This is a genomic window from Streptomyces sp. NPDC048644 (assembly GCF_043199105.1).
Taxonomy (GTDB): domain Bacteria; phylum Actinomycetota; class Actinomycetes; order Streptomycetales; family Streptomycetaceae; genus Streptomyces.
This window is the reverse complement of the sequence record NZ_JBICVO010000012.1, coordinates 35,426-59,696: the sequence shown is the minus strand read 5'-3', so window position 1 is coordinate 59,696 and position 24,271 is coordinate 35,426. Positions and strand designations below refer to the sequence as shown.

Annotated in this window: 18 protein-coding genes; 11 read left to right on the top strand and 7 right to left on the bottom strand. The window is 68.4% G+C overall.

The genetic code is table 11. The features are described from left to right. The first annotated feature begins 36 nt into the window (after nucleotides 1-36). Entirely contained in the window at nucleotides 37-213 is a 177-nt protein-coding gene (locus ACGFNI_RS25310) for a hypothetical protein (RefSeq protein WP_393686932.1), read from the top strand. A gap of 107 nt (nucleotides 214-320) precedes the next feature. After that, the gene (locus ACGFNI_RS25305; protein WP_393686931.1) at nucleotides 321-710 is read left to right on the top strand and encodes a hypothetical protein; all 390 of its coding nucleotides are present in this window, start codon (nucleotides 321-323) and stop codon (nucleotides 708-710) included. 41 nt (nucleotides 711-751) lie between these two features. On the opposite strand, the gene ACGFNI_RS25300 is transcribed toward ACGFNI_RS25305, so the two are convergent. After that, on the bottom strand, nucleotides 752-1,231 hold the full coding sequence (locus ACGFNI_RS25300) for an ATP-binding protein (protein ID WP_393686930.1): 480 nt from the start codon (nucleotides 1,229-1,231) through the stop codon (nucleotides 752-754). Between the two features lie 149 nt (nucleotides 1,232-1,380). Between ACGFNI_RS25300 and ACGFNI_RS25295 the strand changes: the two genes are divergently transcribed. Beyond that, entirely contained in the window at nucleotides 1,381-2,235 is an 855-nt protein-coding gene (locus tag ACGFNI_RS25295; protein ID WP_393686929.1) for a helix-turn-helix domain-containing protein, read from the top strand. Then, nucleotides 2,232-2,420 carry a DUF397 domain-containing protein gene (locus tag ACGFNI_RS25290; protein WP_393686928.1) on the top strand — a complete coding sequence of 63 codons (189 nt, stop codon included), beginning with the start codon at nucleotides 2,232-2,234 and terminating at the stop codon, nucleotides 2,418-2,420. Before ACGFNI_RS25295 ends, ACGFNI_RS25290 begins: the two co-directional genes overlap by 4 nt. A gap of 46 nt (nucleotides 2,421-2,466) precedes the next feature. On the opposite strand, the gene pglX is transcribed toward ACGFNI_RS25290, so the two are convergent. Together pglX and pglW are read right to left on the bottom strand one after the other, a co-directional pair. After that, a complete protein-coding gene (pglX, locus tag ACGFNI_RS25285; protein ID WP_393686927.1) occupies nucleotides 2,467-6,135 on the bottom strand; it encodes a BREX-2 system adenine-specific DNA-methyltransferase PglX in 3,669 nt (1,222 codons plus the stop codon). A 76-nt stretch (nucleotides 6,136-6,211) separates the two neighbouring features. Continuing rightward, nucleotides 6,212-10,888 carry a BREX system serine/threonine kinase PglW gene (gene pglW / locus ACGFNI_RS25280; RefSeq protein WP_393686926.1) on the bottom strand — a complete coding sequence of 1,559 codons (4,677 nt, stop codon included), beginning with the start codon at nucleotides 10,886-10,888 and terminating at the stop codon, nucleotides 6,212-6,214. 694 nt (nucleotides 10,889-11,582) lie between these two features. Here pglW and ACGFNI_RS25275 point away from each other — a divergent pair. The 6 genes from ACGFNI_RS25275 to ACGFNI_RS25250 all read left to right on the top strand — a co-directional run bounded on the left by ACGFNI_RS25275 (nucleotide 11,583) and on the right by ACGFNI_RS25250 (nucleotide 20,412). Then, nucleotides 11,583-12,254: a restriction endonuclease gene (locus ACGFNI_RS25275; protein ID WP_393686925.1), complete on the top strand. Its 672-nt coding sequence runs from the start codon at nucleotides 11,583-11,585 to the stop codon at nucleotides 12,252-12,254. A 13-nt stretch (nucleotides 12,255-12,267) separates the two neighbouring features. After that, complete coding sequence (locus ACGFNI_RS25270) at nucleotides 12,268-12,666, top strand: hypothetical protein (RefSeq protein ID WP_393686924.1); 399 nt, start codon at nucleotides 12,268-12,270, stop codon at nucleotides 12,664-12,666. Beyond that, nucleotides 12,663-16,352 (top strand): AAA domain-containing protein, encoded by a 3,690-nt coding sequence (locus tag ACGFNI_RS25265; protein ID WP_393686923.1) that lies wholly within the window; start codon nucleotides 12,663-12,665, stop codon nucleotides 16,350-16,352. The genes ACGFNI_RS25270 and ACGFNI_RS25265 overlap by 4 nt, the downstream gene beginning before the upstream one ends. 195 nt (nucleotides 16,353-16,547) lie before the next feature. Continuing rightward, on the top strand, nucleotides 16,548-17,384 hold the full coding sequence (locus tag ACGFNI_RS25260) for a vWA domain-containing protein (RefSeq protein ID WP_393686922.1): 837 nt from the start codon (nucleotides 16,548-16,550) through the stop codon (nucleotides 17,382-17,384). Continuing rightward, nucleotides 17,381-18,229 (top strand): hypothetical protein, encoded by an 849-nt coding sequence (locus ACGFNI_RS25255; protein ID WP_393686921.1) that lies wholly within the window; start codon nucleotides 17,381-17,383, stop codon nucleotides 18,227-18,229. Before ACGFNI_RS25260 ends, ACGFNI_RS25255 begins: the two co-directional genes overlap by 4 nt. A 2-nt stretch (nucleotides 18,230-18,231) precedes the next feature. Beyond that, a complete protein-coding gene (locus tag ACGFNI_RS25250; RefSeq protein ID WP_393686920.1) occupies nucleotides 18,232-20,412 on the top strand; it encodes a hypothetical protein in 2,181 nt (726 codons plus the stop codon). Nucleotides 20,413-20,506: 94 nt separating this feature from the next. On the opposite strand, the gene ACGFNI_RS25245 is transcribed toward ACGFNI_RS25250, so the two are convergent. The 4 genes from ACGFNI_RS25245 to ACGFNI_RS25230 form a co-directional block, all read right to left on the bottom strand. Beyond that, complete coding sequence (locus ACGFNI_RS25245) at nucleotides 20,507-20,719, bottom strand: hypothetical protein (RefSeq protein ID WP_393686919.1); 213 nt, start codon at nucleotides 20,717-20,719, stop codon at nucleotides 20,507-20,509. After that, complete coding sequence (locus ACGFNI_RS25240) at nucleotides 20,716-21,048, bottom strand: hypothetical protein (protein ID WP_393686918.1); 333 nt, start codon at nucleotides 21,046-21,048, stop codon at nucleotides 20,716-20,718. The genes ACGFNI_RS25245 and ACGFNI_RS25240 overlap by 4 nt, the downstream gene beginning before the upstream one ends. Nucleotides 21,049-21,352: 304 nt before the next feature. After that, nucleotides 21,353-21,694 carry a hypothetical protein gene (locus tag ACGFNI_RS25235; protein WP_393686917.1) on the bottom strand — a complete coding sequence of 114 codons (342 nt, stop codon included), beginning with the start codon at nucleotides 21,692-21,694 and terminating at the stop codon, nucleotides 21,353-21,355. 473 nt (nucleotides 21,695-22,167) lie between these two features. Continuing rightward, nucleotides 22,168-23,547 carry a ricin-type beta-trefoil lectin domain protein gene (locus ACGFNI_RS25230; protein ID WP_393687058.1) on the bottom strand — a complete coding sequence of 460 codons (1,380 nt, stop codon included), beginning with the start codon at nucleotides 23,545-23,547 and terminating at the stop codon, nucleotides 22,168-22,170. Between the two features lie 401 nt (nucleotides 23,548-23,948). On the opposite strand from ACGFNI_RS25230, the gene ACGFNI_RS25225 reads away from it, so the two are divergent. Further along, nucleotides 23,949-24,248, top strand: coding sequence for a WXG100 family type VII secretion target (locus ACGFNI_RS25225; protein WP_227046039.1), 300 nt, complete (start codon nucleotides 23,949-23,951; stop codon nucleotides 24,246-24,248). Nucleotides 24,249-24,271 lie beyond the last annotated feature (23 nt).

Here is a 24,271-nt window from a genome sequence, read left to right as displayed (position 1 = left end):
GTCTCGGCGTACGTCACGGCCGCGGTGCGACGGCAGATGGCGGAGGACGAGGTCGTGGTGCGCCGGTTCGCGGGTATCGATGCCGCGATCGCGGCCACGGACGCCGCTCCGGTGCTGTCCGGCGCGGCGGTGGACATCACGGATGAGGACGTCGTGGCCGCACGGGCCGGCATGGCCCAGGCGCTGACCGCGCCGGAGGATCCCGCCGCGTGAACCATCCGGTGTTCGTCTACGACGCGGGAGTGCTCAGCGCCGTCGACCGGCAGGACCGCCCGGCGTAACTCCTGCACCGCGCGCTGCTCGGCCCGGGCCACCCGCCGGTGATCCCGCTGCCCGTCCTCGCGCAGGCGTGGCAGCCCGGGAGGTGGACGCCGCTGACCAGGCTGATCCCGGAGTGCGTGGTCTTCGGAGCCCGAAGTGCCGAGCCGCCGCCGTGCGGCGTGTGCCAGGGCGGACATGTGGCCGATGACGCCAAGCGGGTCGGGCAGCTGCTCGCGCCGGCCGGTCTGTCGGACGAGAACCGCCCCGACGCGGTGGACGCGCTCGCGGTCGTCGTCGCGGCACGCCACCCGGAGGCGGTCGTGGTCACGTCCGACCCCCGGGACCTGTGCGCCTACCGGGACGCTTTGGATCAGGGCGGCGCGGGCGTGCGGATTCTGCCGGTGCGGGAGCTGGCGGGGTTCCTCGCGGGCAAGCGCGTGCTGCTCTGAGCCGTCCGGTTCCCGCCGGGCGTCGGTGAGCGATGCCGGTGTCAGGGGCGGTCCGGTCGGCTCGGGTCCGGGTGGTCGGTCGGCCCGGTCTGTGCCCATACGGTCTTGCCGGGGCCGGTGCGGTCCTCGACGCCCCAGTCGTCGGCGACGGCCGCCACGAGGGCGAGTCCCCGGCCGCCGTCGGCGTCCGCGTCGGCCATGGCGACCGTCGTGGGGTCGGGGCGTCGCGGGTGGGTGTCGGACACCTCCACGCGTACGACCGCGGTCGTGTGCGCGTGCCTGTGGAGGAGGCGGAGCTCGAAGTTCCGTCCCGGTACGCGGCCGTGGCGGGCGGCGTTGGCCGCGAGCTCGGCGACGAAGAGGGCGACGGTGTCGGAGAGCGGGCTGCCGGGCGGGACGCCCCAGTCGTCGAGCCGGGCCACGGCGGCCCGGCGGGCGAGGATCGCGCCGAGGCGGGTGGCGGGGAAGGCGTGCGTGAACTCGCGGACGGCCAAGGGCGGTTGGACCTGCGATGTCTTCATGCGCCCAGCCTTCCGGCGGTGCCTGCCATGCCGACAGGAACGGCACCCATACAGATCCATCTGTACTGGTTCACGCCCTGGACTGGGCGGGTGACTCCGCGTAACCCTGGGCAGCTTGACCGACGCGGGGCACGGAGAGCGGGGCGGCGATGGCGGCGGACCAGGGCGGCAGCGGAACGGCGGCGGGTGGAGAACCTGAACTGTCGGACAGTCTCAAGACATTCGGGGCCGTCTTGAAGGCGCTGCGGGAGGCTGACGGCCTAACCCAGAAGGAGTTCGCACCGCGTGTGCGCTACTCGGCGGCGTATGTCGCGAAGATTGAGCAGGGCAAGCGGTTCCCTCCGGAGAACCTTCCGGACCGGACAGCCGAAGTGCTGGGGCCCGTCGCGGGCAAGGTCCTCGCGGCAGCGGCGAAGAGCCTGCGGAGGAAGGCCGGGCTGGCGTCCTGGTTCCTGCCATGGGCGGGGGTCGAGGAAGAGGCGATCACGCTGTATGCGTATGAGTGCCGGGGGGTTCCGGGGTTGTTGCAGCCGGAGAGGTATATCCGGGCAGTGTTCGACCGCAGGCTCCCGCCTGTCACCGAGGAGCAGCTGGAACGCGAGGTCGCTGCTCGGCTGGACCGTCAGCAACTCCTCACCCAGCGGCCGAACACCGCCTTCAGCTTTGTCATCGAGCAAGCGCTCCTCGAACGCCGCTTGGGAGGAGTCGAGGCCACTCGCAACGTCATCGACCACCTACTTGACGTTGGGAGTCAGCGCAATGTGGAGATCCAGGTGATGCCGCTGCGGCAGGAGGATCACGCCGGCGTCGACGGTCAGATGTACTTGGCCGAGCGGCCTGGCCACCAGTGGATCGGCTACGTCGAAGGCCAGCGCTCCAGCAGCCTGATCACCGCTCCGAACGACGTAAGCGTGCTCCTCCAACGCTATGGCAAGCTGCGTTCCCAGGCCCTGGATTGCCGGGCTACGGTGAACCTGCTGGAACAGATGCGAGGAGCGCTATGAGCACCACGGAAGACCTGGACTGGTTCAAGAGCAGCTACAGCGGAAGTGAAGGCGACAACTGCATCGAGGTCGCGCTGGACGCCGAAGCGGTCCGCGTCCGGGATTCCAAGGACCTCGGCCGCGACTCGTTCGCCGTTGCCGCCGGTGCCTGGGCGGCTTTCATCGCGCACGTGTCGGGTTCCTGACTGTCGTCTGTGAAGCGGCGGATCAGCCGCCTCACAGACGCACTGCTCAGTCGGACTCTGCGGGGGCCGCCGTCTTCTTCTTCTGGGCGGCGGCCTTCTTTGCGCGGGTGGCAGGGGAAGGGCGCCATGCGCGCAACGTGTCGTCGGTCAGGCCGAGTTCGCCCTGCTTCTGCTGCCGGAAGGCGAGGATCTCGGCGGCGGGGGACGCGCCGAACTCGGCGTCGTACTCGCCGTACCACTGGTCCAGCCAGGGCTGGAGCTCAAGGAGCCCGGCCAGGAACGGCACGATCTCCTCGCTGCCGAGACCGGCGGTCTGGATGTACGAGGCGAGCGCGAGCGCCTGCTCCAGGTGGTCCCAGCCGGCCCATCCGTACAGCTCGGGCGACTGAGCGTTCACCGTGCCGTACGAGACGAACCGCTCCTTGGGCACGTCGAGCTTGCCTCGGGCGCGCCAGTAGCTGGGCTTGAGGAAGTCGGCGGACGTGTACTTCGGCGGTACGGGCGTCCGCTCCCGGATCTTCCGCTTGGCAGGCTCGTCCGGCGCGGCGTCCTCCTCCCGCTGGAGATCCCAGACGTGCTCCCAATCGGCACGCTTCTTGAGTGCGGCGGGCTTGTACCGGAGGGCCGAGACGAAGGGGACGTGCTCCTCGGAGAGCAGGTCGCGGACGGTCTTGGCGAGGTCCTGGCGGGGCGCGTAGAGGTCGGCGACGGAGGTGAAGTGCTCGTCGGCGGACAGGGTTTCGGTGAGGCGGGCGAGGGTGGTGACGGTGGGGTTGCCGTTCGCGTCGAACCAGTACGAGCGGTCCTCGATCCGGTCGAGCAGCCAGGACTTCAGCGCCTTCTGCTTCATCGAGTCCCAGCCTTCGGTGGCCCAGCGCCGCTTGTACTCGGGGCGCTCGATCATGCCGATGGCGCGGTTCGACTCGATGACGTCGATGCGCTTCTGGACGAGGGCGCGGTAGTCGTCGGGCCAGTGGGAGGGGATCTCCGTGATGGGCGTGGACCCGTGTCGTTTGAACCACACCTCTTCGACCTCACCGCTGGCTACCCGGCGTGCAAGCACGATTTCAAAAGCCCGCTCGCCGAGGGCGATTTCAGGAACGTCGGAGGTATTGGGTAGATGTAGGGCATCAGAGTGCAGGTTGTAGAGCGAGTAAACCTGCCAGTCCAACTCCTCCTGCAGTGCGATCATGCGGGCTCGGATGCTCTCGTAGTGGGACCGGGCATCGCGGAGTTCGGGCGCTGCGGGAACGGTCTTGGTGACGACAATTCTGGGTGCGGCGGCGGGCAGTTGCTGGGCTAGAGAATCGAGCTTAGTCGCGAGGGAGATGGGATGTTCAGAAGGGATCGGAAATTCCTGAAGCTTGGTTCCGGTGAACTCATAAAACCTTTCCCACTCGTCGTGCATGAAACCGCCGGTCCCTGACTGGCTGCCTTTGTCGTGGCTCACCATTTTGAGCCAGAGCCCGGCTGTGGAGCTATTTAGCAGCCCAAGCAGTTGCAGATACTCCTCTTCTGTCGCCTCTTCCGGAAGTGTGATAACAGGAGCGGATCTAATGAAAGCATCGCGATCACGCCGCAGCGTGAAGCTGCCGTGCGTCGCAACAAATGAGAACGCGATCAGAAATTTTGACCAGTGGCGTTTGCGATTGAAGCTAGAGTACTCGAACCATTCGAGCCCCTGTTCTTCTTGCGTGCCGGAAAGGGCGCGCCTATTGCGCAGGTTAGTGCGATTGGGCCACAGGATGTGTTCGACGGGTTCAGGAATTCCAGCTTCTTTGGTTTCTTCCAAATAGGGGAAAAGAGTGCCGACTCCGTCGGTTTTTGTCCAGTCGCGGATCGAGCTACCGCCGTGGAACGTTCGGATGTGCTCCTTGGGCGTCCTGAGCCTGCGTGCTGCTTCTGTGCCCAGCATGTAGGCGTCGTCTTCACGTGTAACGCAACTGAATCCGATGCTCTTGGCGATCTGCCCTAGAGTCGTCACGCTAGCCCGACCGATGGCAGCTTTCATTTCGAGCCCGCCATCCACCAGAACCCAGGGCTGTTTTCCGAAATTCTGCCCACGCTCGAGATCGTCCACTGAAACCCACCGTCCGGTGCTTCCGGGGCGATCGATTTGGTCCACGATTGCACGCCAGACGGAGCCCTCTGCGGGGACAATTGGTGCCGCAGGCTCGCCCTGCACACTTCGGACTGCGCGAATGGTTGATTGTCGAGTGCCAGTGTGGCCCAGTGGGCGGCCAATGAGGATGACTGTCGGAGTGCCGTGTCCTGGGATGTAGGCGCCCGAAGTGTCGATGACCTCCGTGAGTTCGACGCGGTCTCGGAAGAAGCTCTCAATCAGCTTTGTTCCGAACTCTCGTTTCATGAATGAGTTCGCCGTGATTTGGCCGACAAGGCCGAAGCCTCGACCGGTCTTCTGGTCGCCCCGTACTGCAAGTTCGAAGAATCGCTGCGCGAACGGTACCGACAGTGCATACGTCCCTGCGCAAGCGTCGTAGAGACCCTTGTACAGGGAATTGAGGTTCTTATCCTTAACCGTGATGTAAGGCGGGTTCCCCACCACCACGTGGTACCGCCCCTGCTGCAGAATCCCCGGGTACTCCTGCACGTCCTCCGTCGCGTACGAGAACTCCGCTAGCGGGTCACCAGCCGCACCTTCCTCCCCGAGACCCAGCTGAAGCTCCAACTGCCGGTCCTTGATCAGAGAGTCGCCCACCGCCAGCTGGATCGGCCACTCGAACTCCCGCGCCGCCCCAAACGTCCGCATCCCGCTCGCCGCCATCGCCGCAACAAGCAGCCGGAACCGCGCCACCGCCACCGCGAACGGGTTCAGGTCCACCCCGTGTACCGACTCCAGCGCCGCCCGCACCCGCTCGTACGAACCGACCTCCGGCCGCTCCTCGGCCCACAGCCGCACCAGCCGCCGGAACGCGCCAAGGACGAAGTGCCCCGACCCGCACGTCGGGTCGATCATCTTCAGGTCTTCGAAGCCGAACTCCCGCACCGCAGGCGTCATCGTCCGGTCGAGGATGAACTCCTCGACGAATTCCGGAGTTTGGAGCAGCGCGTACGTCTTCCGCGCCGCCTCGCTCAGGTCCTGGTACAGGTCACCCAGGAACCGGGTGTCCCAGCCCTCCGTGCCGTCCTCGCTCAGCGGGTCCGTGAAGTCGCGCACCAGCACCGACGTGCTGCCGGAGCCATCCTCCGCCTCCACCGACTTCTGCTCCCGCCAGAACGCCAGCAGCGCTCCCGCCCCGTCGTGCGACAGCGGAATTTGGTACAGCGGATTGTGGTCCCGGTCGAACAGCAGCCGCCCCGCCTGCCCCGCGCCCAGTTCCGCGAACGCCGTCTCCAGCCACCCGCGATACGTCGGGTCGGCGTCCTTCGCCATGTACTCCTCGTACCGCGCCTGGGCGACCTCGCGCCCCGCCACGTCCGGCGCCGTGATGTAGGGCTCCGCGATCAGCCGGTTGTCCTCGCTGAACCGGACGAAGACCGTGCCGAGCACCCACGCCACCGCGACCTGGGTGACCCGCTCCCCGAGCCAGGAGTTCCAGGTGGCCGCCGTCCGGCCGAGCTTCTTCGCCTGGTCGTACTCGCCGCGCAGCCGTGCCCCGACCTCGGGAACGGCCTTGACCTGCGCGTCCAGGTCGGTCTCTGCCGCCTTGACCTGCTTCTGCAGGTCACTGAGGAGGCTCTTGCGGTCGATCACGGACTGCTCCCGAAGTTGTGACTGAAAGGCGAGACGAGGATGAGAGAAGAGGCGACGATCCGCCGCACGTCAGCCGTCAGGCGACGTCCGGCGCGAGATGTTTCCGCGCCACCCACGCGTCCGGCACGACGATCCACTCGTCGAACCCGGCCTGGTACGGAACGCTCTGACCGGCCAGCCTCGGCGCCCGCGCCGGGTCGGACTGGGCGACGAGCAGCCACAGCGGGCTGCCGCCCTGCCGGGACTCCTCCGCGAGCCTGCCCAGGAGGTCGAACGCGTCGTAGCGGGCGAGTGCCGCCGTGTCGGTGAGGAGCAGCGGACCGCTACCCTCCGCCAGACGCTCGCGAAGAAGCGGCTCGACGCGCCCCCACGCCTTGTCCGTACGGACCCGCAACTGCTGGTGGGGCCGCGTGCCCGCCTCGGCGGCATCCGCCTTGAGGACGGTCTCCCAGGTCGGCCGAGCAGCCTCGGCGATCACGCCGCGCAGCTCGGCCAGGAACAGCCCGGTCAGCGATACGACCGCCGCCCCGTAGGGCTCGCCGGCCAGCCTCCGTACCGCCTTCTCCGCACCCTGGTGCGGCACGGTCAGGACCCGGAACCCGTCCTGCCCCGCCGAGTGCACGAGCCGCTGCTCGGCCTTCACCGCCGCCGCGACCGCCGCATCCGCGTCGTACTGCGTCGGCGCAGACCGCCGCGCCGCCGAGGCCGCGACACCCCAACTCGCGGACGTCAGCCCGCTGGTGAACTCCCCGGCGGGCCGGTCCGGGACGAGCCGGAGGGTCTTGTCGTAGCGGGTCGCCAGCTTCAGCTCGAAACCGGCCTGCTTCAGCAACCGCACCAGCGCGCTGCCGACCGGCAGTTCGCGCGGGACGAGGGGATCCTCGCCCAGGTCGGGGAAGCGGGTCGCGACCCGCTTGTGCAGGGCGTCGACGGTGAGCCCCGGCTGGCGCTCCTCCTCGACACCCGGCTGCACGGCGACCACACCGGCCTGGGTGATCCGCAGTGCACGTACGAGATCCAGATCGCGTGGATAGATCTCCAGGCGGGGCGTGAGCGCGGCCCCCGGGGAAGCCGCGACCGCGATTTCGGCCGTTCGCCGCTCGTCCCAGCCGAGCGCCCCCGGCGGCTGCCGGACCGCGGCCAGCTTGGTGAGGACGGTGCTCGCCGTCGGCAAGGACTCCAGGCCCGCCAGCTCGTCCGCCTGCGTGCCCAGCTTGAGCGCGTACTCCTGGAGGGCCGGCAGGGTCGGGGTGTCCGCCCCGTCGTCGCTGTCCTCTCCGTCGCGGACGTCGATGACGATCAGTCCGAGCACCGGGTCGGCGCCCTTGGGCAGCCGGGCGTGGAAGTAGCGGAACCGCGGCGGCGTCTCCTCGTACTGCTCCCGGAACTGCTCCCGCTCCACCACCGCACGCAGCAGCGACAGCGCCAGCGCACGACGGTCCCGACGCTTCGCCACCTTGCTGCCCCGCTGGGCGAGCAGAGCGTCGGCGAGTTCGAGCACCGGTACCACCCGGCTGCGTTCGGCGACCAGCTCGATCACCTGCTCGCTCAGCAGCTTCAGCGCGGGATCGTTGTACCAGCGCTCGCGCGATTTCTTCACGATCTGCGGGATACGGCCCACCGTGAGGTCAAGGGCCTTGGCGACATCCGTCTGTCGGACCCAGGGCAGTCCCTCGGGCAGGTCACCGTTCTCATCGGGAAGCCGGAGCAGCAACCGGACGGCCTCGCGCTCCTTCGCGTTGGAGCGGGCGCTGCCGCCCGACGGACGTGGCACCAGGCGGGACGCCAGCGCGTCCAGGCTGAGTGCGCGCAGTACCTCCGGGCCGGTGTCGCCGCCGCCCGCCGCGACCGATTCGGCGACCGCCTGCTCCAGCTCGGTGACCTCCTCGCGGGCGGCCTTGAGCGCCTCCTTGCTCGTCGGCGCCGGTGTCTTGCCGAGTCGCAGGTTCCATTGCTTCTGCCGGTTCTGGATCTCCGTGCGGGTCCGTGCGCCCATGCCCGGCGCGGTCAGGAACTTCCGCACCGAGTAGTCGAGGACGTCCCCCACGGTGTTCAGGCCCAGGTCGAACAGCTGGGACTGTGCCGCAAGGGTCAGGCCTGCCACCGACAGCGGCGTGGAACGGTCGGCACGCTCCGCCTGCTCGTCGCGGATCTCCTCGGCCGAGGTGTCGTCGTCGCCCTGGCCGATCTGCGGCGCAGCGCTTTCTACCGCCACCACCTTGTTGCCGTGCCCGGAGCTCGGCGCCGTCGTCCGCTGGGCGTCCAGGAAGATCGCGTTCCAGGCGCGCTCCATCGGCTTCAGGTCCGGGAACCGGTTCTTCACGTCCCGGGCCAGGGCCTTGCGGAAGAAGGCCACCAGGCCGTCCCGCACCGGGTCGTCGAAGGCGTCGGCGGCCAGCTGCGGGTACGGCCACTCCTTCGGATCGGTCTGCCGGGGCGTGACCGAGCCGTCGCCCCAGCGGGGCAGCTCGCGGGACGCCATCTCGTGCAGCGTGACAGCCAGCGCGTACCGCTCGGCGTGGCCGTCGTACGAACCGCGCGTGATGATTCCGACGAAGGGGTCGAGATAGCCCTCGGTGCCCGCCTCGATCTCCTTCGCGGGATACCCGGCGAGCGAGAAGTCGATCATCACGAGCTGGCGGGTGCCGTTGGGACGGATCCGGATCGCGATGTTGTCCGGCTTCAGGTCCCGGTGCCAGATGCCCTCCGCCTCCAGGTGCTCCACCGCGCCGAACAGGTACTTTCCGTACGTCTCCAGCTGGTCCATGCGGAGGCGGCCGTAGTCCCGCAGCTGACGGGCGACGGTGTCCTCGCGTCTGCGTGCGGCCTTGCCCGTGCTCTCCGTGTCCAGTGCGCGACTGTCGCCCACGTACTCCAGGGCGAGCACCCTGCGGCCCGCGAGGGTCAGCGGCTCCCGCTCGTACAGCGCGATGATGCTGGAATCCCGGTGGATCCGGCCCAGGACGTCGGCCTCCCGGTCGAGCACCACGTGCTTCGCCTCGCTGAGCGCGACCTTGAGCACCGCTACCGGCAGGCTGCCGCTGCGGCGGGGCTCACCGGCCAGGTCACGGACGAGGAACGCCCGCGACGTCGAGCCCGTACCGAGACGGCGCACGATCTCCCAGCGCCCGGCGAACACATCACCGGGCACGACTTCCAGCGGGTCCTTCTCCGGCTCTGACTGTTCCCCGCCGGGTGTCGGGGGCGAACCGTCACCGGCCGAACCGCCGCCCGCCGCGTCGTCGGGGGACACGGCCTTCTCGGCGAACGCCTCCTCGACAAATTCCAGCATCTCCAGGAAGTCGTCGACCGTGGAAAGACGGCGGCTCGGCTCGTACGCGGTGGACGCCTCCACCAGTTCGTCGATATCCGGGTCGAGACCGTCCACCAGCGCGCTCGGTGCGAGTGTCTCGCCCGCCTCCAGACGGGACAGGACCTCACTCTGGGTCGCACCCGGCGCCTGCCCGGTGACGAGCAGATACGTGAGAACGCCGAGTCCGTACACATCGAGCCGGACCGGGTCCGCCTTGGGGATCCGCAGCTCGGGGGCCAGATACGGGTCGGCTTGCTGGGAGACGTGCAGACCGGACACATGGGAGGTGGCCAGCGTCAGTGGCTTGCCCCGGCTGGCGCTGTGCCCGGACGCGATCTGCCAGTCCGCGATCTGCAGCCGAGGGCTCAGCCAGCGCTGCTCCTCGCCCAGTTCGCGCCCGCGCGGACCGCGGTTGCGCGGGATCACATGCACCGCGTGCGCCGACAGCATGCGGTGGTGGAGCCGGTTGGAGTGCGCGGAACGGAGCGTCTCGGCGAGCTGGCGGACCAGCGCGAGCCGGCCGGGCAGGCTGAGGCGCTCGCCGTGCTCCACCAGGTAGTCGTCGAGTCTGAGGGTCTCCGGGTGGTAGTCGAAGAGAATCGTCGGGCCTGCGGGATGCCCCGACGGCAGGTAGCTCTTCAGCTGGACGACGCCCGGGTGCCGGAACCGGCTGAGTACCGTGGCCTCACGCGCGGCGGCCTTCTCCACCGAGGCGCGCTCGGTGTCCGAAGCGCCCCGCTCGCTGAGGAAGACCCGCACCCGCGCTAGATCGTGCAACTGGGTGTGACGTCCCAGGTAGTCGGCCCAGGTCGGACCGGAGTCGAACGACTTCGTCTCCAGGAGATACGACCCCACCTCGTGCTGACGGCGGACGGACGCGATGCCGAGCTGCTTGAGGGCCGCGTCGACCTGGCGCGACATCCCGGCGGTCATCTGCCCCCGGGCGTCCTCCGGCGGAACGGCGAGCATTTCGACCAGCTGCCTGATCTTGAAGACGCCATTCAGGTCGGCGCCCGAAAGGTTCACCCGGAACCTGTCGTCGGTGAAGCAGACCGCCTCACCCACCCAGATCCTCGGCCGCCCGGGGCCACGCCCCACGACGTTCCCGATCAGGCCCGCCAGCTCCTTGGCCTTCTGATTGGTCAGGTGCAGCGGATTGCCGTGCCGGCGCTGGGTGCCGCCGGGTGTCGTCTGCACCCAGCTGTTACCGCCGCCGCTCACCGACCCGTGCCAGTCCTTCAGCTCGACCAGGAACACACCGGCCGGCGCGGTGACCATGAGGTCGATCTCGCGGACGTGCCCGCTGTTCGCCGTGAAGGTGAAGTTCGACCAGGCACGCCAAGGCTCCTCGTTCGGCAGGAACCTGCGGATCGCCTCAAGGCCGCGGCGCTCGTGCTCGAACTCGGACTCGGTGACCGTCGTCCACCGGCCATCCTCCATGTGGCTCCTGCCCTGCGTCAGCTCGCGTACGTATGCGCCGGTCGCATTCCTGCTGGTACGACCCAGACAGCCCGGCTGAATTCCCTGGAAGAAATCCTAGACGGTGACACTGACATCAGGCGGTCCAGAAGTGACAGCGGGCATACAACGGCAGGCCAGAGGGCTGGAGGGGATGCCGGCCGGACTGTCGGGTCGGCCGGTGGCCGAGGTGAGCGGCAGGACGGGCGTCCCGTCGAAGTCGGCGGGGTGTTCGGTGAGCGTTGCGGCGGCTGCGCGGGACGGCGTGGGTGAGGGGCGTGGGCGAGTGGCTGGAACGCGCGGGCCCTGCAGTTCGTCCGAAGACGTACTGGTTGGAACGCATGACTCTCCGATACACATAAGAGATTGAGCGGGGGATCGGGGGGGCAGTGCTGCTTGTCGTGGGGTTACTGAGCGTAGGTGGATGCGTGCTGGTGTCCCGTTGCGGTGGACCGACGCAGTACCACCGGCCCTGCCGCCGCAGGCGAAAAGGACTGTTCTCCCGTTGCCAGGATCACGGCTTCACCCTTGTCACGGTCACCGACCTGGCGGGACTCGCACTGTTCGGTCTGGCCTTCGGAGTGTGGACGCTCTTCGGGGCAGTCGGCTGATGCGGCGCAGCCGCAGCCAAGGAGGGTGGGTCGCGATTCCCTGGTGGGCATGGGGGCTGGGAGGCATGGCAGGGCTCATCGGGCTGTGGCAGGTGGCCCAGCAGTGGCCGGTGTGGACCGGGTTCGGGCTGGCTTCCGCAGCTGTCGGGCTGGCGCTGAAGCCGGGGCGATCGGCCTTGACGGCGCGGGCCGGCCGCTCGGCGCTTGCCGCAGGGCCCGTGCGCTATTCGCTGGCTCATCTCGATTCCCTGGACCCCACGGCGTTCGAACTGGCGGTCTGCTCCCAGCTGCGCAGGGACGGACTGGTTGTGCAGCATGTCGGCCGAGCCGGGGGCAAGGGGGCCGACGTACTGGTCGTCGACGGGTTCCGACGACGGGTGGTCGTGCAGTGCAAGCGGCTGCGACCGGATCGAAGGGTCGGAGACCAGGGCGTCCGGCGGGTCAACGGAACCTACCGCCACTACCACGGTGCCGAATTCGCTGTGATCGTCACCACCGGAGGGTTCACGACAGCCGCGACAGCCAGTGGCCCGCGCTACGGGATCCGTCTGGTCGACCGAGACGCGCTGGAGCGGTGGGCCGACCTGGGGGAGCCGTTGTACCGGATTCTCCTGATTCCCGATGAGCGGGCATGGGGCGGGAAACGAGGCCCCGGATCTCGGTGTGCAAGAAAGTCGCTAGGGCGGCATCCCGTCAGTGAACATAGTAAATCACCTTATATACAGGTAAGTGGATGACCCGAGGGGGAGTATGAACGGCCAGATCGAGTCCGTACGGATTCAGGTGTCCGGGGCGGACCCGCGTCACGCGGAACTGGAGGCGCGAGAACTCCGCGACGTTCTGCGCCGGTTGGACGACACCGAGGTGCGCTTCGCCCCACCGGAACCAGCACACGACGCGGAGGGCTCGAAGGGGCCCGCGCTGCTGACCCCCGAGGTCGTGCTCGTTCTCACGGGAGGATCCTTCACGCTGGCCGGGACCGCCATCAAGGCGTGGGTCGCAGTCCGCAAAAGCCGCAAGGTGCGCGTCCTGCACCCGGACGGCACGGTCACGGAGTTCCAGGGCGGCGTCTCCGGGCGTGAGGTCCGGAAGCTGCAGGACGGCGGCAATAACGGCAATTCGGACCCCGGCCCCGGAGCCGGGCGATGAGCAGAAAACATGCCCTGCTCGTGGGCACCGCCACCCACCAGGACGTGAGTTACCCCGCCCTGCCTTCGGTGCGCGCGGACATCCACTTCCTGGGCCAGGTGCTGGAGATGCCCGCCGTCGGAGGGTACGAGAAGTGCACCCGGGTCGAGGACTCGCCGAAAGAGGCGATCAAGCAGGCCATCGAGGGGTTCCTGAGCGCGCGGGAACCCGATGAACTGGTAGTGGTCTACCTCAGCGGTCACGGGGCGTACGACCGCGAGGACGGTCAGCTGTACTTCGTCACGACGGACACCGAGGCCGGGCGGGAGCGGCAGACAGCCCTCGAAGCAGCCTTTGTCATTGACCAGTTGGAGAAGTGCGCGGCCCTCCGCAAGGTGCTGCTGCTCGACTGCTGTTTCAGCGGCAGCGCGGTGCAGGGCTTCCGCAGCAAGGGGGCACCCGCGACGGCCGCCAAGTTGGTGGTCGAAGCCGGAGGAGTACACGTCATCACCGCCTCCCAGCACTGGGAGAAGGCGTTCACCACGGATGCCGACCAGCCTTCGCAGTTCACCCGGGCGATCGTCGAAGGCCTGCACTCGGGACGAGCGGACCTGGACGGCGACGGGCAGATCTCCGCGAACGACCTGTTCCGCCACATCAGCCGGGACCTGCGGAAAGCACCGGACGGCCGTCGGCAGACGCCGACCCAGTCCACCCTGTCCGTGACCGGCGACATCTATCTCGCCCGCGCCGCCACAGGCCGCCAGATCCCCGCACTCAAGCCACTGCCCGCCGGGCTCACCGCAGTGACCGACGCCGCGGGGAACAAGTCGCCGGCACCGGTCGAGCCCACCGAGGCGGCACACGACGACTCCGCCTTCACCGAGACCGAATGGGCCCGGCTACTGGCCTACTACCAGCAATGCCTGGAGGTGGAGGGCCGCACCGGCGAACTGCTGCCGCTGGCGGGCAGCGACCCACCGCGAACGGTCTGGCCGGCCGGGGAGGAAGCCCTTCTCTCCGGCACGGAATCCAGTGTGCAGGCACCACAGCGCGTCGTGGACCTCGCCGAGCAGGCGCAGGAAGACGGCGCCGACCTCTGGTACGGGTACCCTGTCGCCGTGCTGTACGACGGCACGCGACAGGTGTGTGCACCGCTCGCCATGCGCCGAATCGAAGTCGAACGTGGACCACAGGGGCGCAGCGTCGTCACGCCTTCCGGACCGATCGTCCTGCACCCCGAACTCGTCCTGAACCGCCTGGGCAAGGACGAAGGCCGGGAACTGCTCGCCGCCTACCAGCCCAACTGGCGGCCGGGATTCCGCGAGGACATGATCCGCGACCTGCGCAGCCTGCTGCAGGAACTCGGGCTGCCCGACACTGAACACCTCGATCCCGGGATCCTCGGCGACGGCAGCTCGCTGCGCGCGGCACACGAAGGCGCCCGCAACGTGGCGGTCGTCTACGCGACCCGGTCGGACAGCGCGGCCACAGCGCAGCGGATGAAGGACTACACGACGCTGCAGCGGAGCATCGGGCAGTTCCCGGACACGGCACTCGGAGCGTTCACCGCACAGGGCGAAATGGATCCGAGCGCCGAACAGGACGTACAGATCGTCGCGCCACTGGAACTCAACGAAGGACAGGAAGCCGTCATCCGGGCCGCCATGGTCCGCAGGCTCACGGTCGCCACCGGACCACCCGGCACAGGCAAGAGCCAGCTCATCGTCAACACGGTCGCCACCGCCAGGGCGGCCGGACAGACCGTGCTCGTTGCCTCCACCAACAACAAGGCGGTGGACGAGGTCTGGCAGCGGTGCGAGGAACTCGCCCCGGGGCTTCTCGTGCGGACAGGCGCGCAGTCGGTCGTCGACAAGGAGGTGAGCACACTGGAGGAACTCACCCGCAGCGCCCGGCCCCGGCAGTCCCCCCAGACGCACCGAGGCGAACTGCGGAACCATCTCCGGACACAGGAGTCACTGCGGCACCGGCTCGCAGAGATCGCCCGCCGGGAGCGGGACCTCGCCGACCTCGGCCGGCTGCGTTCCGCCTACGCGGAGAAGCACCACCAGGCCCCCCTGGCACTCGCCACCGCGCTGGGCGATGACGTATCCCTGGGACGGTGGCTGCGCCGGGCCCGTACGGCCGCCCGTCTCGGAATCTTCGGGGGATGGCTGCGCGGCCGGTGCGTGCGCAGGCTCGACCCTGTGCCGGCCCAGGTCGCGGACCGTCAGGACTTCGCCGAACTGCTGATGTTCGCCGAAGCGGAAGCCGACTGGCGGCGGATGCGCACCGCAGCCGAAGCGGCGCCCGACGACACCCAGCTCCACGCCACGCTCCAGGATACCGACCGGCGAATCCGCGAGGCCGCGACAGCATTGCTGCAGTCGTCGGTGGCGGAGCAGGCGATGACCGCCCGCTCTGCCATCCACGAGCGCATCGAGGCTGTGCGGGCCCGATCACCGAGGCAGTGGTCGACCCTGGACCGCATCCTGCCGCAGGTCCCGGGCTGGGCCGTCACCGCGCGGTCCGCACGGCGGTTCCGGGACCGGGCCGCCCTCTTCGACCTGGTCATCGTGGACGAAGCCAGTCAGTGCTCCGCACCGGATGTGCTGCCGCTGCTCTTCCGCGCCCGGCGCGCCCTGGTGATCGGCGACCCCATGCAGCTGCAGCACATCACCACACTGCAGCCACGCCAGGAGGCGGAGGCGCACCGGGGAGCAGGGCTGCGGGCGAGCTGGCTCGACGAGCACCGGCTCGAGCACCGCCGCTACTCCTCCTTCCATGCGGCCGCCCATGCGGCAAGGGAGACGCTGCTGCTCGACGAGCACTTCCGCTGCCACCCGGACATCGTCGGCATCGCGAACCGGCACTGCTACGGCGGCCGGCTGACCGTCCTCACCGACCCCCGGTCGCTGCGGCGCATCGATGGAGTCGACGCCGTGCAGTGGCTCGACGTGAAGGGAACAGCGCGCAGGGGCCACAACGGGTCGTGGCTGAACCAGGAGGAGGCCGACCGCGTTCATCTCTCGGTGGAGCGCCTGCTCAAGCGGCTTCCGCACGGTTCGACCGTAGGTGTCGTCACCCCCTTCCGGGCCCAGAAGGACCTGATTGCCGGCCGCTGGCAGCACGAACCACGGGTCAGGGTCGGGACGGTGCACACCTTCCAGGGAGGACAGCAGGATGTGATCCTCCTGTCCCTCGTCGCGTCCGACCGGATGCGTCCGAGCACGGTCAACTGGCTCTCCCGCGAGGTCAACCTCTGGAACGTGGCCATCACACGGGCCCGTTCGCATCTCATTGTATTCGGCGACCGCGACTTCTGGTCGGTCCGGCCCGGCATGCCGCACGCACTCCTCGACGCGGCAGAAGCCAAGGACGGCCTCCCTTCGCTCGGCGTTCACCCGGAACATTCCGACGAAGACGTCGGCGACCGGCTGCAGTACCTGCTGACGGACGAGATTCCGGGAGTCCTGATCGACCGGAATGCCACGTTGGACGGTTATCCCTACGACTTCGACGTCCGCCGCAGCTCAAAGAGCGTTCGGGTCCGACTCGACCACGGTGCGTCCACCGGCGCAGAGGCCGCACGTCACCTGAGACTCGCACTCGGCCGAACGGCCCTGCTGCCCAACGGCGTGCGGATCCCTGCCTGGCAGGTGTGGGACGGGCGGGTGGAAAAGGTGGTGGGCCGGCTCGACAACTGAAATGTGCAGGGAGGGGCGGGCAGGGCTGCAGAACGGACCGGGACGACCGGGAAGCGCGATACGACTGCGACAGCCGACGCCTGTCCCTATCATCGGACCAGGGGATCTCGGTCTCCCGGCCCGCCCGCCGGAGACCGCTGCCTCGTACGAGCTTCTCCGACGACCGGTTTCTTCGTATTCCGCCAGGAGTTCACTGTGCCGTACACAGCAGAGATCAGCCGCTCCAACCCGGCGAGCATCATCTTCCTCGTCGACCAGTCGACCTCGATGAGCGATCCCATCGGTGGTGAAGTACCGCAGCAGAAGGCCGATGTCGTCGCTGACGCCATCAACCGCCTGCTCACCGAACTCTCCGTCAAGTGCGCGAAGGAAGAGGGCGTACGCGACTACTTCCACGTCGCGGTCATTGGCTACGGAGCCACCGTGGGCTCGGCGTTCGCGGGGCCGCTCGAAGGACGGGACGTCGTCCCCCTGAGCGAGGTGGCGGACAACCCGGCCCGCATCGACGAGCGGAGCAAGAAGGTCCCCGACGGTGCCGGCGGCCTGGCTGAGACCACCGTCAACTTCCCTCTGTGGATGGATCCGGTCGCCCACGGCGGAACCCCGATGAACCGTGCGTTGCAGTACGCGGCGGGACTCGTCGCCGGCTGGACTGAGCGGTATCCGGCCGGATTCCCGCCTATCGTCATCAACCTGACGGACGGCGAGTCGACCGACGGCGACCCCACCGCGGCCGCCGAGGCCGTCACCTCCCACGCCACAGCGGACGGAGCGGCGCTACTGTTTAACCTGCATGTGTCTGCAGCAGGTGGCACACCGACCGCGTTCCCCGACTCGGCGGACACCCTTCCGGACAGCTACGCCCGGACCCTGTTCGGCATGTCCAGCCCGCTGCCGAGCCACATGCGCTCGTACGCGGCCTCGCAGGGGCAGCGGGTCAGCGAGACTACTCGCGGTTTCGTCTACAACGCCGACATCACCACGGTCGTCCAGTTCCTCGACATCGGTACCCGGGCCACCGAACTGCGGTGACGACCTCCACTTCTTGCGTGTACGTCACGCACCTGGTGGCCCCCAAGAAAGGAAGCACGGCAGCGGAATGTGAGGACGCCGTCGCCGTGCTTCCCGGGCATCCGCACGATCACATGCTGCGGGAGCCACTCGCGGCAGGTGTCTGCGACGGAGCCACGGAAAGCGCACTGGCCAAGGACTGGGCCAGGTTGCTGTCCCGCGCCGCGGCCGAACACGCCATGGCGCTGCCGGACGCGCTGGCGGGCGGAACCGCCTTCGAGCAGTTCGCAGCGTCCGTGGTGGCCCGGTGGGATCCCTGGCTGGCCGACTACACACTGGCTCGCCAGGCGGAAGAGCGTCCACTGAAGTGGTACGAGCACACCAAGCTCGCGGAGGGCGCCTACGCGACGCTGCTCATGGTGCGCGTCGACCCGGAGAGCGGTCCTCACGACGGCGCAGCGGTACCGTCCTGGCGGTGGCGTGCCGCTGCGCTGGGGGACAGCTGCCTGTTCCACCTGCGCGACAACCAGCTGATACAGACGTTCCCGGTGTCGGCCATCGAGGAATTCGGCGCCACTCCTGATCTCTTCGGCAGCCGCAACCGTAACGCCGCGCTCATTGCCGACCGCACGAGATTCACCGGAGGGAACTGCCACCCGGGAGACCGCCTGCTTCTGATGACGGATGCCCTGGCCGCTTGGCTCATGTCGGCTCCGGACCAGGCCGACGCCGTCGGCCAGCTTCTCGAGTACGCCGGGCCCGACGACCTGGACGATTTTAACAACTGGCTGAACGGGCTACGGGACAGCCAGCAGTTGCGCAACGACGACGTGGCATTCGTGCGGATCGATTTCGAGGGACGGTGAACATGGGCCCGGCCACCGGTTCGCAGCGCCGGTTCCCCAGCGGCGCCGAGTACGCGGAAGCCCTGCAGCACACCCAGCTGTGCTTCCATCATCCGGAACTCAAGGGCGCCCGGCCCGAGCTGACCGGGTTCGGCCTGCCGCGCCCCATCTCCGGCGCCTTCGCCAGTGTATTCTCCCTGACCTCGCCCTCATCGGGCCGCCGGTACGCGGTCAAGTGCTTCACCCGTCACGTCCCGGACCAGGAACGCCGGTACGAGGCCATCAGCTCCCGACTCGCCCTGCTCGATCCGGCGGAGCTCTCCCAGCCGTGGAACCTCGGCTTCGAGTACCTTCCCGACGCCATCAGCGTCGGGCGGGAACGCTACCCGGTCCTCAAGATGGAGTGGGCTGAGGCCGTCACCCTGTCCTCCTGGCTCGACGACAACCATGCGGACCGGATCGCCGTCGATCGCCTGGCCGACCGGTTCGAGGAACTGACCCGGGACCTGGCGGACCACCAGATCGCCCACGGCGATCTGCAGCACGGCAACCTGCTCGTGGCGAGCGACGACACCTTGCGGCTGGTCGACTACGACGGCATGTACGTCCCGGCACTGGCTGGCCTGGGAGGGACCGAGCGAGGGCACCGGAACTATCAGTCGCCCCTGCGGGGGAACAATGACTTCGGAGTGGATCTTGACCGGTTCTCCGCCTGGGTCATCTTCCTTTCGTTGAAGGCGATCGCCTCCGAACCGGCCCTGTGGTCCCGGTTGCACGAACCCAGCGGCGAGTTCCTCTTGCTCACCGAGGATGATTTCACGAGCCCGGCCGGCTCGGCGCGACTGCAGACACTGCTCACTCATCCCGACCGTATGGTGAGCGGACTCGCCGACCAGGTGCGGACCCTGGCGTGCCAGCCCCTGGACATGGTGCCGCCGCTGACCCTGGCCGTGCCCAGGCAGCGCGCAGCCGCAACGGTGAACACGGACACCACTACTCACAGCGATACCGTCATCACTGGTACGGGCGGTCTGCCCGACTGGATGGCGGGACACGTCGCCTCCAAGGCGACGTCGACGCAGCCCGCGCAATCGGTCGCCTCACCGGACAGATTCCAGGTCAGGACGCCACTGGACGTCGCCGTAGCCGTCGTCTGGCCTTTGATGCTGGCAATGACGGTGCTGGTGCTTGTCGTGGGCCTCTCGACAGCCCCGCTCGGTCCAGCAGTCCCGGTGTTCGCCGCCGCCGCGTTCTCGGTGTTCGGGCGGGCCCGCCGCACGGAGCGGGCTCAGGCATGGGCCGTTCTCTCCGGGCTCACAGCAGAACTGGACCAGCTCGACGACCCGGTCAAGGCCGAGGCGAAGCTGCGAAAGGAGCGGGCGAAGTTCGACGCAGCAGAGACGAAGCGCACCGCCGACCACCCACGCGCACAGTGCAAGCTCACCGCGAGCTACCACGGCGAGATCCAACAGATTGAGAAGCGCCGGGTCCGTAAGCGGCAGGAGCTGGACAAGAAGATCGCTGGGCTTGCGGAGGAGCGAGGGAAGGCACTGAGAACGGCGCTTGCCGCCCGGCAGTCCGCCTACGTGCGGGAGCGTCTTGGACGACGGCTGATCGCCCAGAATCCGCCGCACGGCATCGGGCCGAAACTGGCCGCGCGGCTTGCGGTAGCGGGCATCCGTACCGCAGCCGACTTCACCGGATACCGAGCCGTGCGGAACGCGCACTACAACAGCGTCGGCGCCGAACTGGTGCTCAGCAACGGCCGCCGTATCGACGTCCAGGGCATCGGTGAGGCCAAGGCCGCCGCGCTCGATGCCTGGCGCAGGCAACTGGTCGCCGCTGCCGAAGCCGGTCAGCCCACTGCGCTCACCGCACAGGAACGACAGCCGATCGACCAGGGCATCGAGGCCCGGCGCGCCCGCCTCGCCGCTGAGCTCCGCTCCGTGGACGCGGCAGCTGAAGCCTCACGGACGAAGGCACAGAAGGAGCTGGAGAGCGGCCAGGCGCGGCTCACCCGGGAGAACGCCCTGGCTGGCGACCGGGCCCGTCACCAGCGGCAGGAGTTCAGCTGGCGCGCGGTCACGCTCCAGCAGAACAGTGCGCGCCATGCGGCGCTGAGCTCTGCTGCCGAGACTGCTGAGGCACACTGGCGCAGGCTGTCTCTCGTGCGATACCTGCGATTCCTCTACACCAGTCGCTGAACCGTGCTCCTGGAATGCGCGATGCGGTTACGGTCGACCTCGTGTTACATACGGTCGAAGACGTGCATCGCTTCGGACGCGGGATCGAGTTGGCTCAGACCATGGAGGAGTTCACGGTGAAGTCCGCCAGGTCTGCCGGGTGGATGGCGGTGAAGTCGAGGCTTTGGCCCGGGCGGTGGACGATGCCGTGGGCCCGGACTGTGTAGTTGCCCCGGAGGGCCAGCCTGCAGGGGAGCCCCAGGTCGAGGATTCCGGTGAAGAGCTGACGGTGGTGATTGGGTAGATCGGGCAGGTTCTGCTGGGTCACACAGCGGCCTCGGCGGAGTTGGTGTACAGGCCGGGAACGGTTTCCTCCCATGCGGTACGGATGCCGCGGCCGACCATCTTCTGCAGCCGGGGCCAGGAGGGGGTAAGCAGGTTGCCGTCGAGGTAGCGGACGCAATCGTCGTACAAGTCGGCGTTCAGGGCGATGCGGTACATGCCGAGGCTCACGGTGCCGCTGGTGGGGGCGGTCAGCTCGGACAGGGCGATCGGCAGCTGGTTGGGGTCGGAACCCTGTCGGGACGTCGGGCCTTCGGCCTGCCGGAGTTCGCTCTGCTCTTCCGCGCGGAGTGGTCCTGGACCGTGCGTGTACATGGGCCCGCGATAGGACGCTGGAGGACTGGGGCGCAGGGTTGCGATGGACGGAGCATGGACCCGCGACGCTCATTTGACGCTGGCACCCCTTCTAGGCGTGCCAGGGGATGGGTTAAGTGTTGCCTGACCTGCAGTTTCTCAAGGTGCCCTCTGATCGGACGCCTTCCCGGTGACGCATCATGTGGAGTGTGTGGCGATTCTTGAGCCGGTGAAGAAGGGCGCCTGAGCTGCATCGGCAGGCCGCCGGATGTTGCTTCAGCCCAGGTGAAGCATCATCCGACTGACGGCGGGGAGGCGATCGTGCTCAGCAATCCCGGTGCAGCTCCACGTTGCCCTTCATGAGGTAGAGCCTGTTGCCCTTTTCGCCTGCCTCGGTGGTGAGGCAGCGGTGGGCATCGGCGGCGGATACCTTGACATTCACCGCGTGGGTGCAGTGGTTGTTGAAGTACACGGTGGTGTGGACGGTGCCCTCCTTGTAGTGGAAATTCGCGGTGTCACCAGGGGAATTGCAAGCCACCGTGTAGCCCGTGGCCGCATGGACCGCGTGGGACGTGGCCGGTCCTGTTGAGATGGCGTACGCGGGGCCGGCTATCAGGGTGGTCGCCAACGCGGCACCGAACGCCGCGAGATGCTTCGTAGTCTTCATTTCTCTCCCTGAGCTGTGGGTGGTTGGCGGGGAGAGGACCTGCGTGAGCCCTGGCATGACATGCCTGGCTGAACGTCAACCGCAAGGGATTCGACTGCCGCAGTTGTGTTGCTGACGCCGGTTGTTCGGCACGCAGCGCGAATTGCGCGCACGGCCTCTCTTCACCTGGCACGTTCCATTCGAACTCACTTAATCGACGGGTGAGTTCGGATCAACTGAATCCACCGTAGGGCCAGGGCGCCGCGGGGACGATATCCGTATGGATACTCAGACGCACTTGAGTGGCGGAGTCGACGGCCCCAGCTGCACCACGGGCCGGTGGCGGTGGCCCTGGGGCCCGCCATACTGCAACCGGCGCCCACAGGTCCGTTCTCGGTGCCCGGGAGAGACGGGAAGAGCAACCAGCCATCGCTGCACAAAGTTCTCCGCCCTGTCCTTCATGGACAGGGCGGAGTCGTTGCGGGTACGGACCGCTACTTGGGCTGGAAAGCCTCGGCCTCGTCCTTGCCGCAGGGAAACAGCTGGATGTGTCCGTTGACGTCCTTCAGGCACTTGTCGGCCTGGGTCGAGTGGATGGTGCCGTCGCGCAGGGAGAACTGCTGGGCGGGGTTTCCGCTGCAGTTTGCGATCTGGACGGTTGTGCCGTCGGTGGTGGCGCCCGCGGCGGCGTCCATGCACAGGTTCTTGGTGCGGATGGTGCCGTCGTCGGTGACTTTCCACTGCTGGTTGGCGGCGCCGTCGCAGGGTGCCAGGGCCAGGGGTGTGCCGTCGGATCCGGCGCCGCCGGTGAGGCAGGTGTTCGTGGCGGCGTTCAGCAGGGGGGCGCCCGGGGCGTTCTGGGGGTTCGGAGGGGGCGGGGAGTTCGGCGCGTCGGGGGTGTTCGAGGCGGCGGGGGGTGTTGGGGGAGTGGTTCCGCCGGGGGCGGTTGTGGCGTGTCCGGCGGAGGTGGAGTCCGGGGCGGACATGGTGGTGAAGGTGAAGACGAGGGCGGCGGCCACGACGCAGGCGGCGACCACGGACGCGGCGATGATCGTGGTGCGGCGGCGCGTGGACGGCGGCTTGGCGTCGGGGTTCTCGGGGAAGGAACGGCCGGCGGAGCCCGCGGCCGGCTGGGGCGCCGGGGTGACCGTGACGTCCTTGACGTCGTCCGCGAGGGGCGGGGTGTCCAGCGCCGGGTTCAGCGGATGATGCACGGGCTCGGGCAGCAGCCGGGTGTCGATCAGGCCCCTGGAGTCGATGGTGAACCGCCACCGCGGGCGGTCGCCCCGGCCCAGGACCACCACCGACCACGGTGTCTTCGGGTGGTCCGCCAGGTAGTGGACGCGCTCCCGGTCCCGCCCGCCTGGCATGCTCGCCAGGATCAGCACCCCGCCGGACGGCTGGGACAGCGCCGAGGCGGCGTCGGCCAGGTTCTGTACCTCGGTGGTCCCTATCGGGTCCGCGGTGCCGGGCTTGAAGCCGACCCGGACCACCTGGACACCCCGTGACCACGGGTTGGTGGTCAGCTCGCGGGTCCAGTCCTGGACGAGCGCCCTGGCACGCCGGCTGTCGCCCTCCAGGGCGATGATTCCGCCCGACTTGCCGAGGTTGAGCAAGGCGAAGCCCTGGCTGTTGCTGCCGATGGAGACCAGCTGCGGGTACGGCTCCGGCAGCGACTCGGTGACCTCCGCGGTCTGTACCCAGCGCAGCTGCGCGTACCAGGCACGCGCGTCGTGATCGGCGGTCCAGCCCGCCGGGGGCCGCGCGTCGGGAGTCTTGAGGAGGAACCGCACGGTGTCGGATCCCACGATGACCGCGTGGGCCACCGGGACCTCCCGGTTCTCCCGCGCGCAGGCCGTGGCCATGACGCGCATCACGCGGTCGACCGTCCACAGGCCGTGATCGGCGCGCAGGCCACCCGCCCAAGGGTCGGGTTTCCGCCTACCGAACAACCGGGTAAGCCAGTTGCCGGGGCGAGGACCTCGATCGGCGGGTCGGCTGGGCTGTGTCACCTTCAACTCCTCGACTGGGGCCCGCCGGACGGCAACCGGCTTTCGCGCGGTTTCGCGGGCGTGGGAAGAACGTTGGCCGTCCTGAGCGGGGGTGTCAACGCCGGGCAGGGGGAGAGCTTGGGCCCTTGGGCCCAGCACCGCACCGGAGTTGTGGACCCTACGCGAGTCCGTTCCTAGCATCGACCGCGTCCGCGCCGGGGAGTGCCGGCGTGTGCCGATGCGCCGGGCGATGTCCAAGGCGACCAGCAGAAGGGGTACTTCTCATGGCGAACATGAACGTGACGTACGGGGAGATGCAGGACAGCGCGACCCGTATGCGCAACAACAAGGCCGACATCGACAGCAAGCTCAGCGAGTGCAAGAGCATCGTCGACGACCTGACTGCCAGCGGCTTCGTCACCGACCAGGCATCCGGCAAGTTCGACGAGGTGCACACCGAGTTCGTCACCTCGGCGAACCAGGCCATGGAGACCCTGGACCAGCTGTCGCAGTGGCTGGACAAGGCGGTCAGCGCGATGCAGGACATGGACACCCAGCTGTCCGGCTCCCTGAACAAGAAGTAAGCACGAGTAGTCGGCCGGCAGCC

What these genes read in the sequence shown, in the direction of transcription:
- ACGFNI_RS25310 (WP_393686932.1), top strand. Translation starts at nt 37, where the DNA reads ATGGCGGAGGACGAGGTCGTGGTGCGCCGGTTCGCGGGTATCGATGCC.
- ACGFNI_RS25300 (WP_393686930.1), bottom strand. Translation starts at nt 1,231, where the DNA reads ATGAAGACATCGCAGGTCCAACCGCCCTTGGCCGTCCGCGAGTTCACG.
- ACGFNI_RS25295 (WP_393686929.1), top strand. Translation starts at nt 1,381, where the DNA reads ATGGCGGCGGACCAGGGCGGCAGCGGAACGGCGGCGGGTGGAGAACCT.
- ACGFNI_RS25290 (WP_393686928.1), top strand. Translation starts at nt 2,232, where the DNA reads ATGAGCACCACGGAAGACCTGGACTGGTTCAAGAGCAGCTACAGCGGA.
- pglW (WP_393686926.1), bottom strand. Translation starts at nt 10,888, where the DNA reads ATGGAGGATGGCCGGTGGACGACGGTCACCGAGTCCGAGTTCGAGCAC.
- ACGFNI_RS25275 (WP_393686925.1), top strand. Translation starts at nt 11,583, where the DNA reads ATGGCAGGGCTCATCGGGCTGTGGCAGGTGGCCCAGCAGTGGCCGGTG.
- ACGFNI_RS25270 (WP_393686924.1), top strand. Translation starts at nt 12,268, where the DNA reads ATGAACGGCCAGATCGAGTCCGTACGGATTCAGGTGTCCGGGGCGGAC.
- ACGFNI_RS25265 (WP_393686923.1), top strand. Translation starts at nt 12,663, where the DNA reads ATGAGCAGAAAACATGCCCTGCTCGTGGGCACCGCCACCCACCAGGAC.
- ACGFNI_RS25250 (WP_393686920.1), top strand. Translation starts at nt 18,232, where the DNA reads ATGGGCCCGGCCACCGGTTCGCAGCGCCGGTTCCCCAGCGGCGCCGAG.
- ACGFNI_RS25240 (WP_393686918.1), bottom strand. Translation starts at nt 21,048, where the DNA reads ATGTACACGCACGGTCCAGGACCACTCCGCGCGGAAGAGCAGAGCGAA.
- ACGFNI_RS25235 (WP_393686917.1), bottom strand. Translation starts at nt 21,694, where the DNA reads ATGAAGACTACGAAGCATCTCGCGGCGTTCGGTGCCGCGTTGGCGACC.
- ACGFNI_RS25230 (WP_393687058.1), bottom strand. Translation starts at nt 23,547, where the DNA reads ATGCGCGTCATGGCCACGGCCTGCGCGCGGGAGAACCGGGAGGTCCCG.
- ACGFNI_RS25225 (WP_227046039.1), top strand. Translation starts at nt 23,949, where the DNA reads ATGGCGAACATGAACGTGACGTACGGGGAGATGCAGGACAGCGCGACC.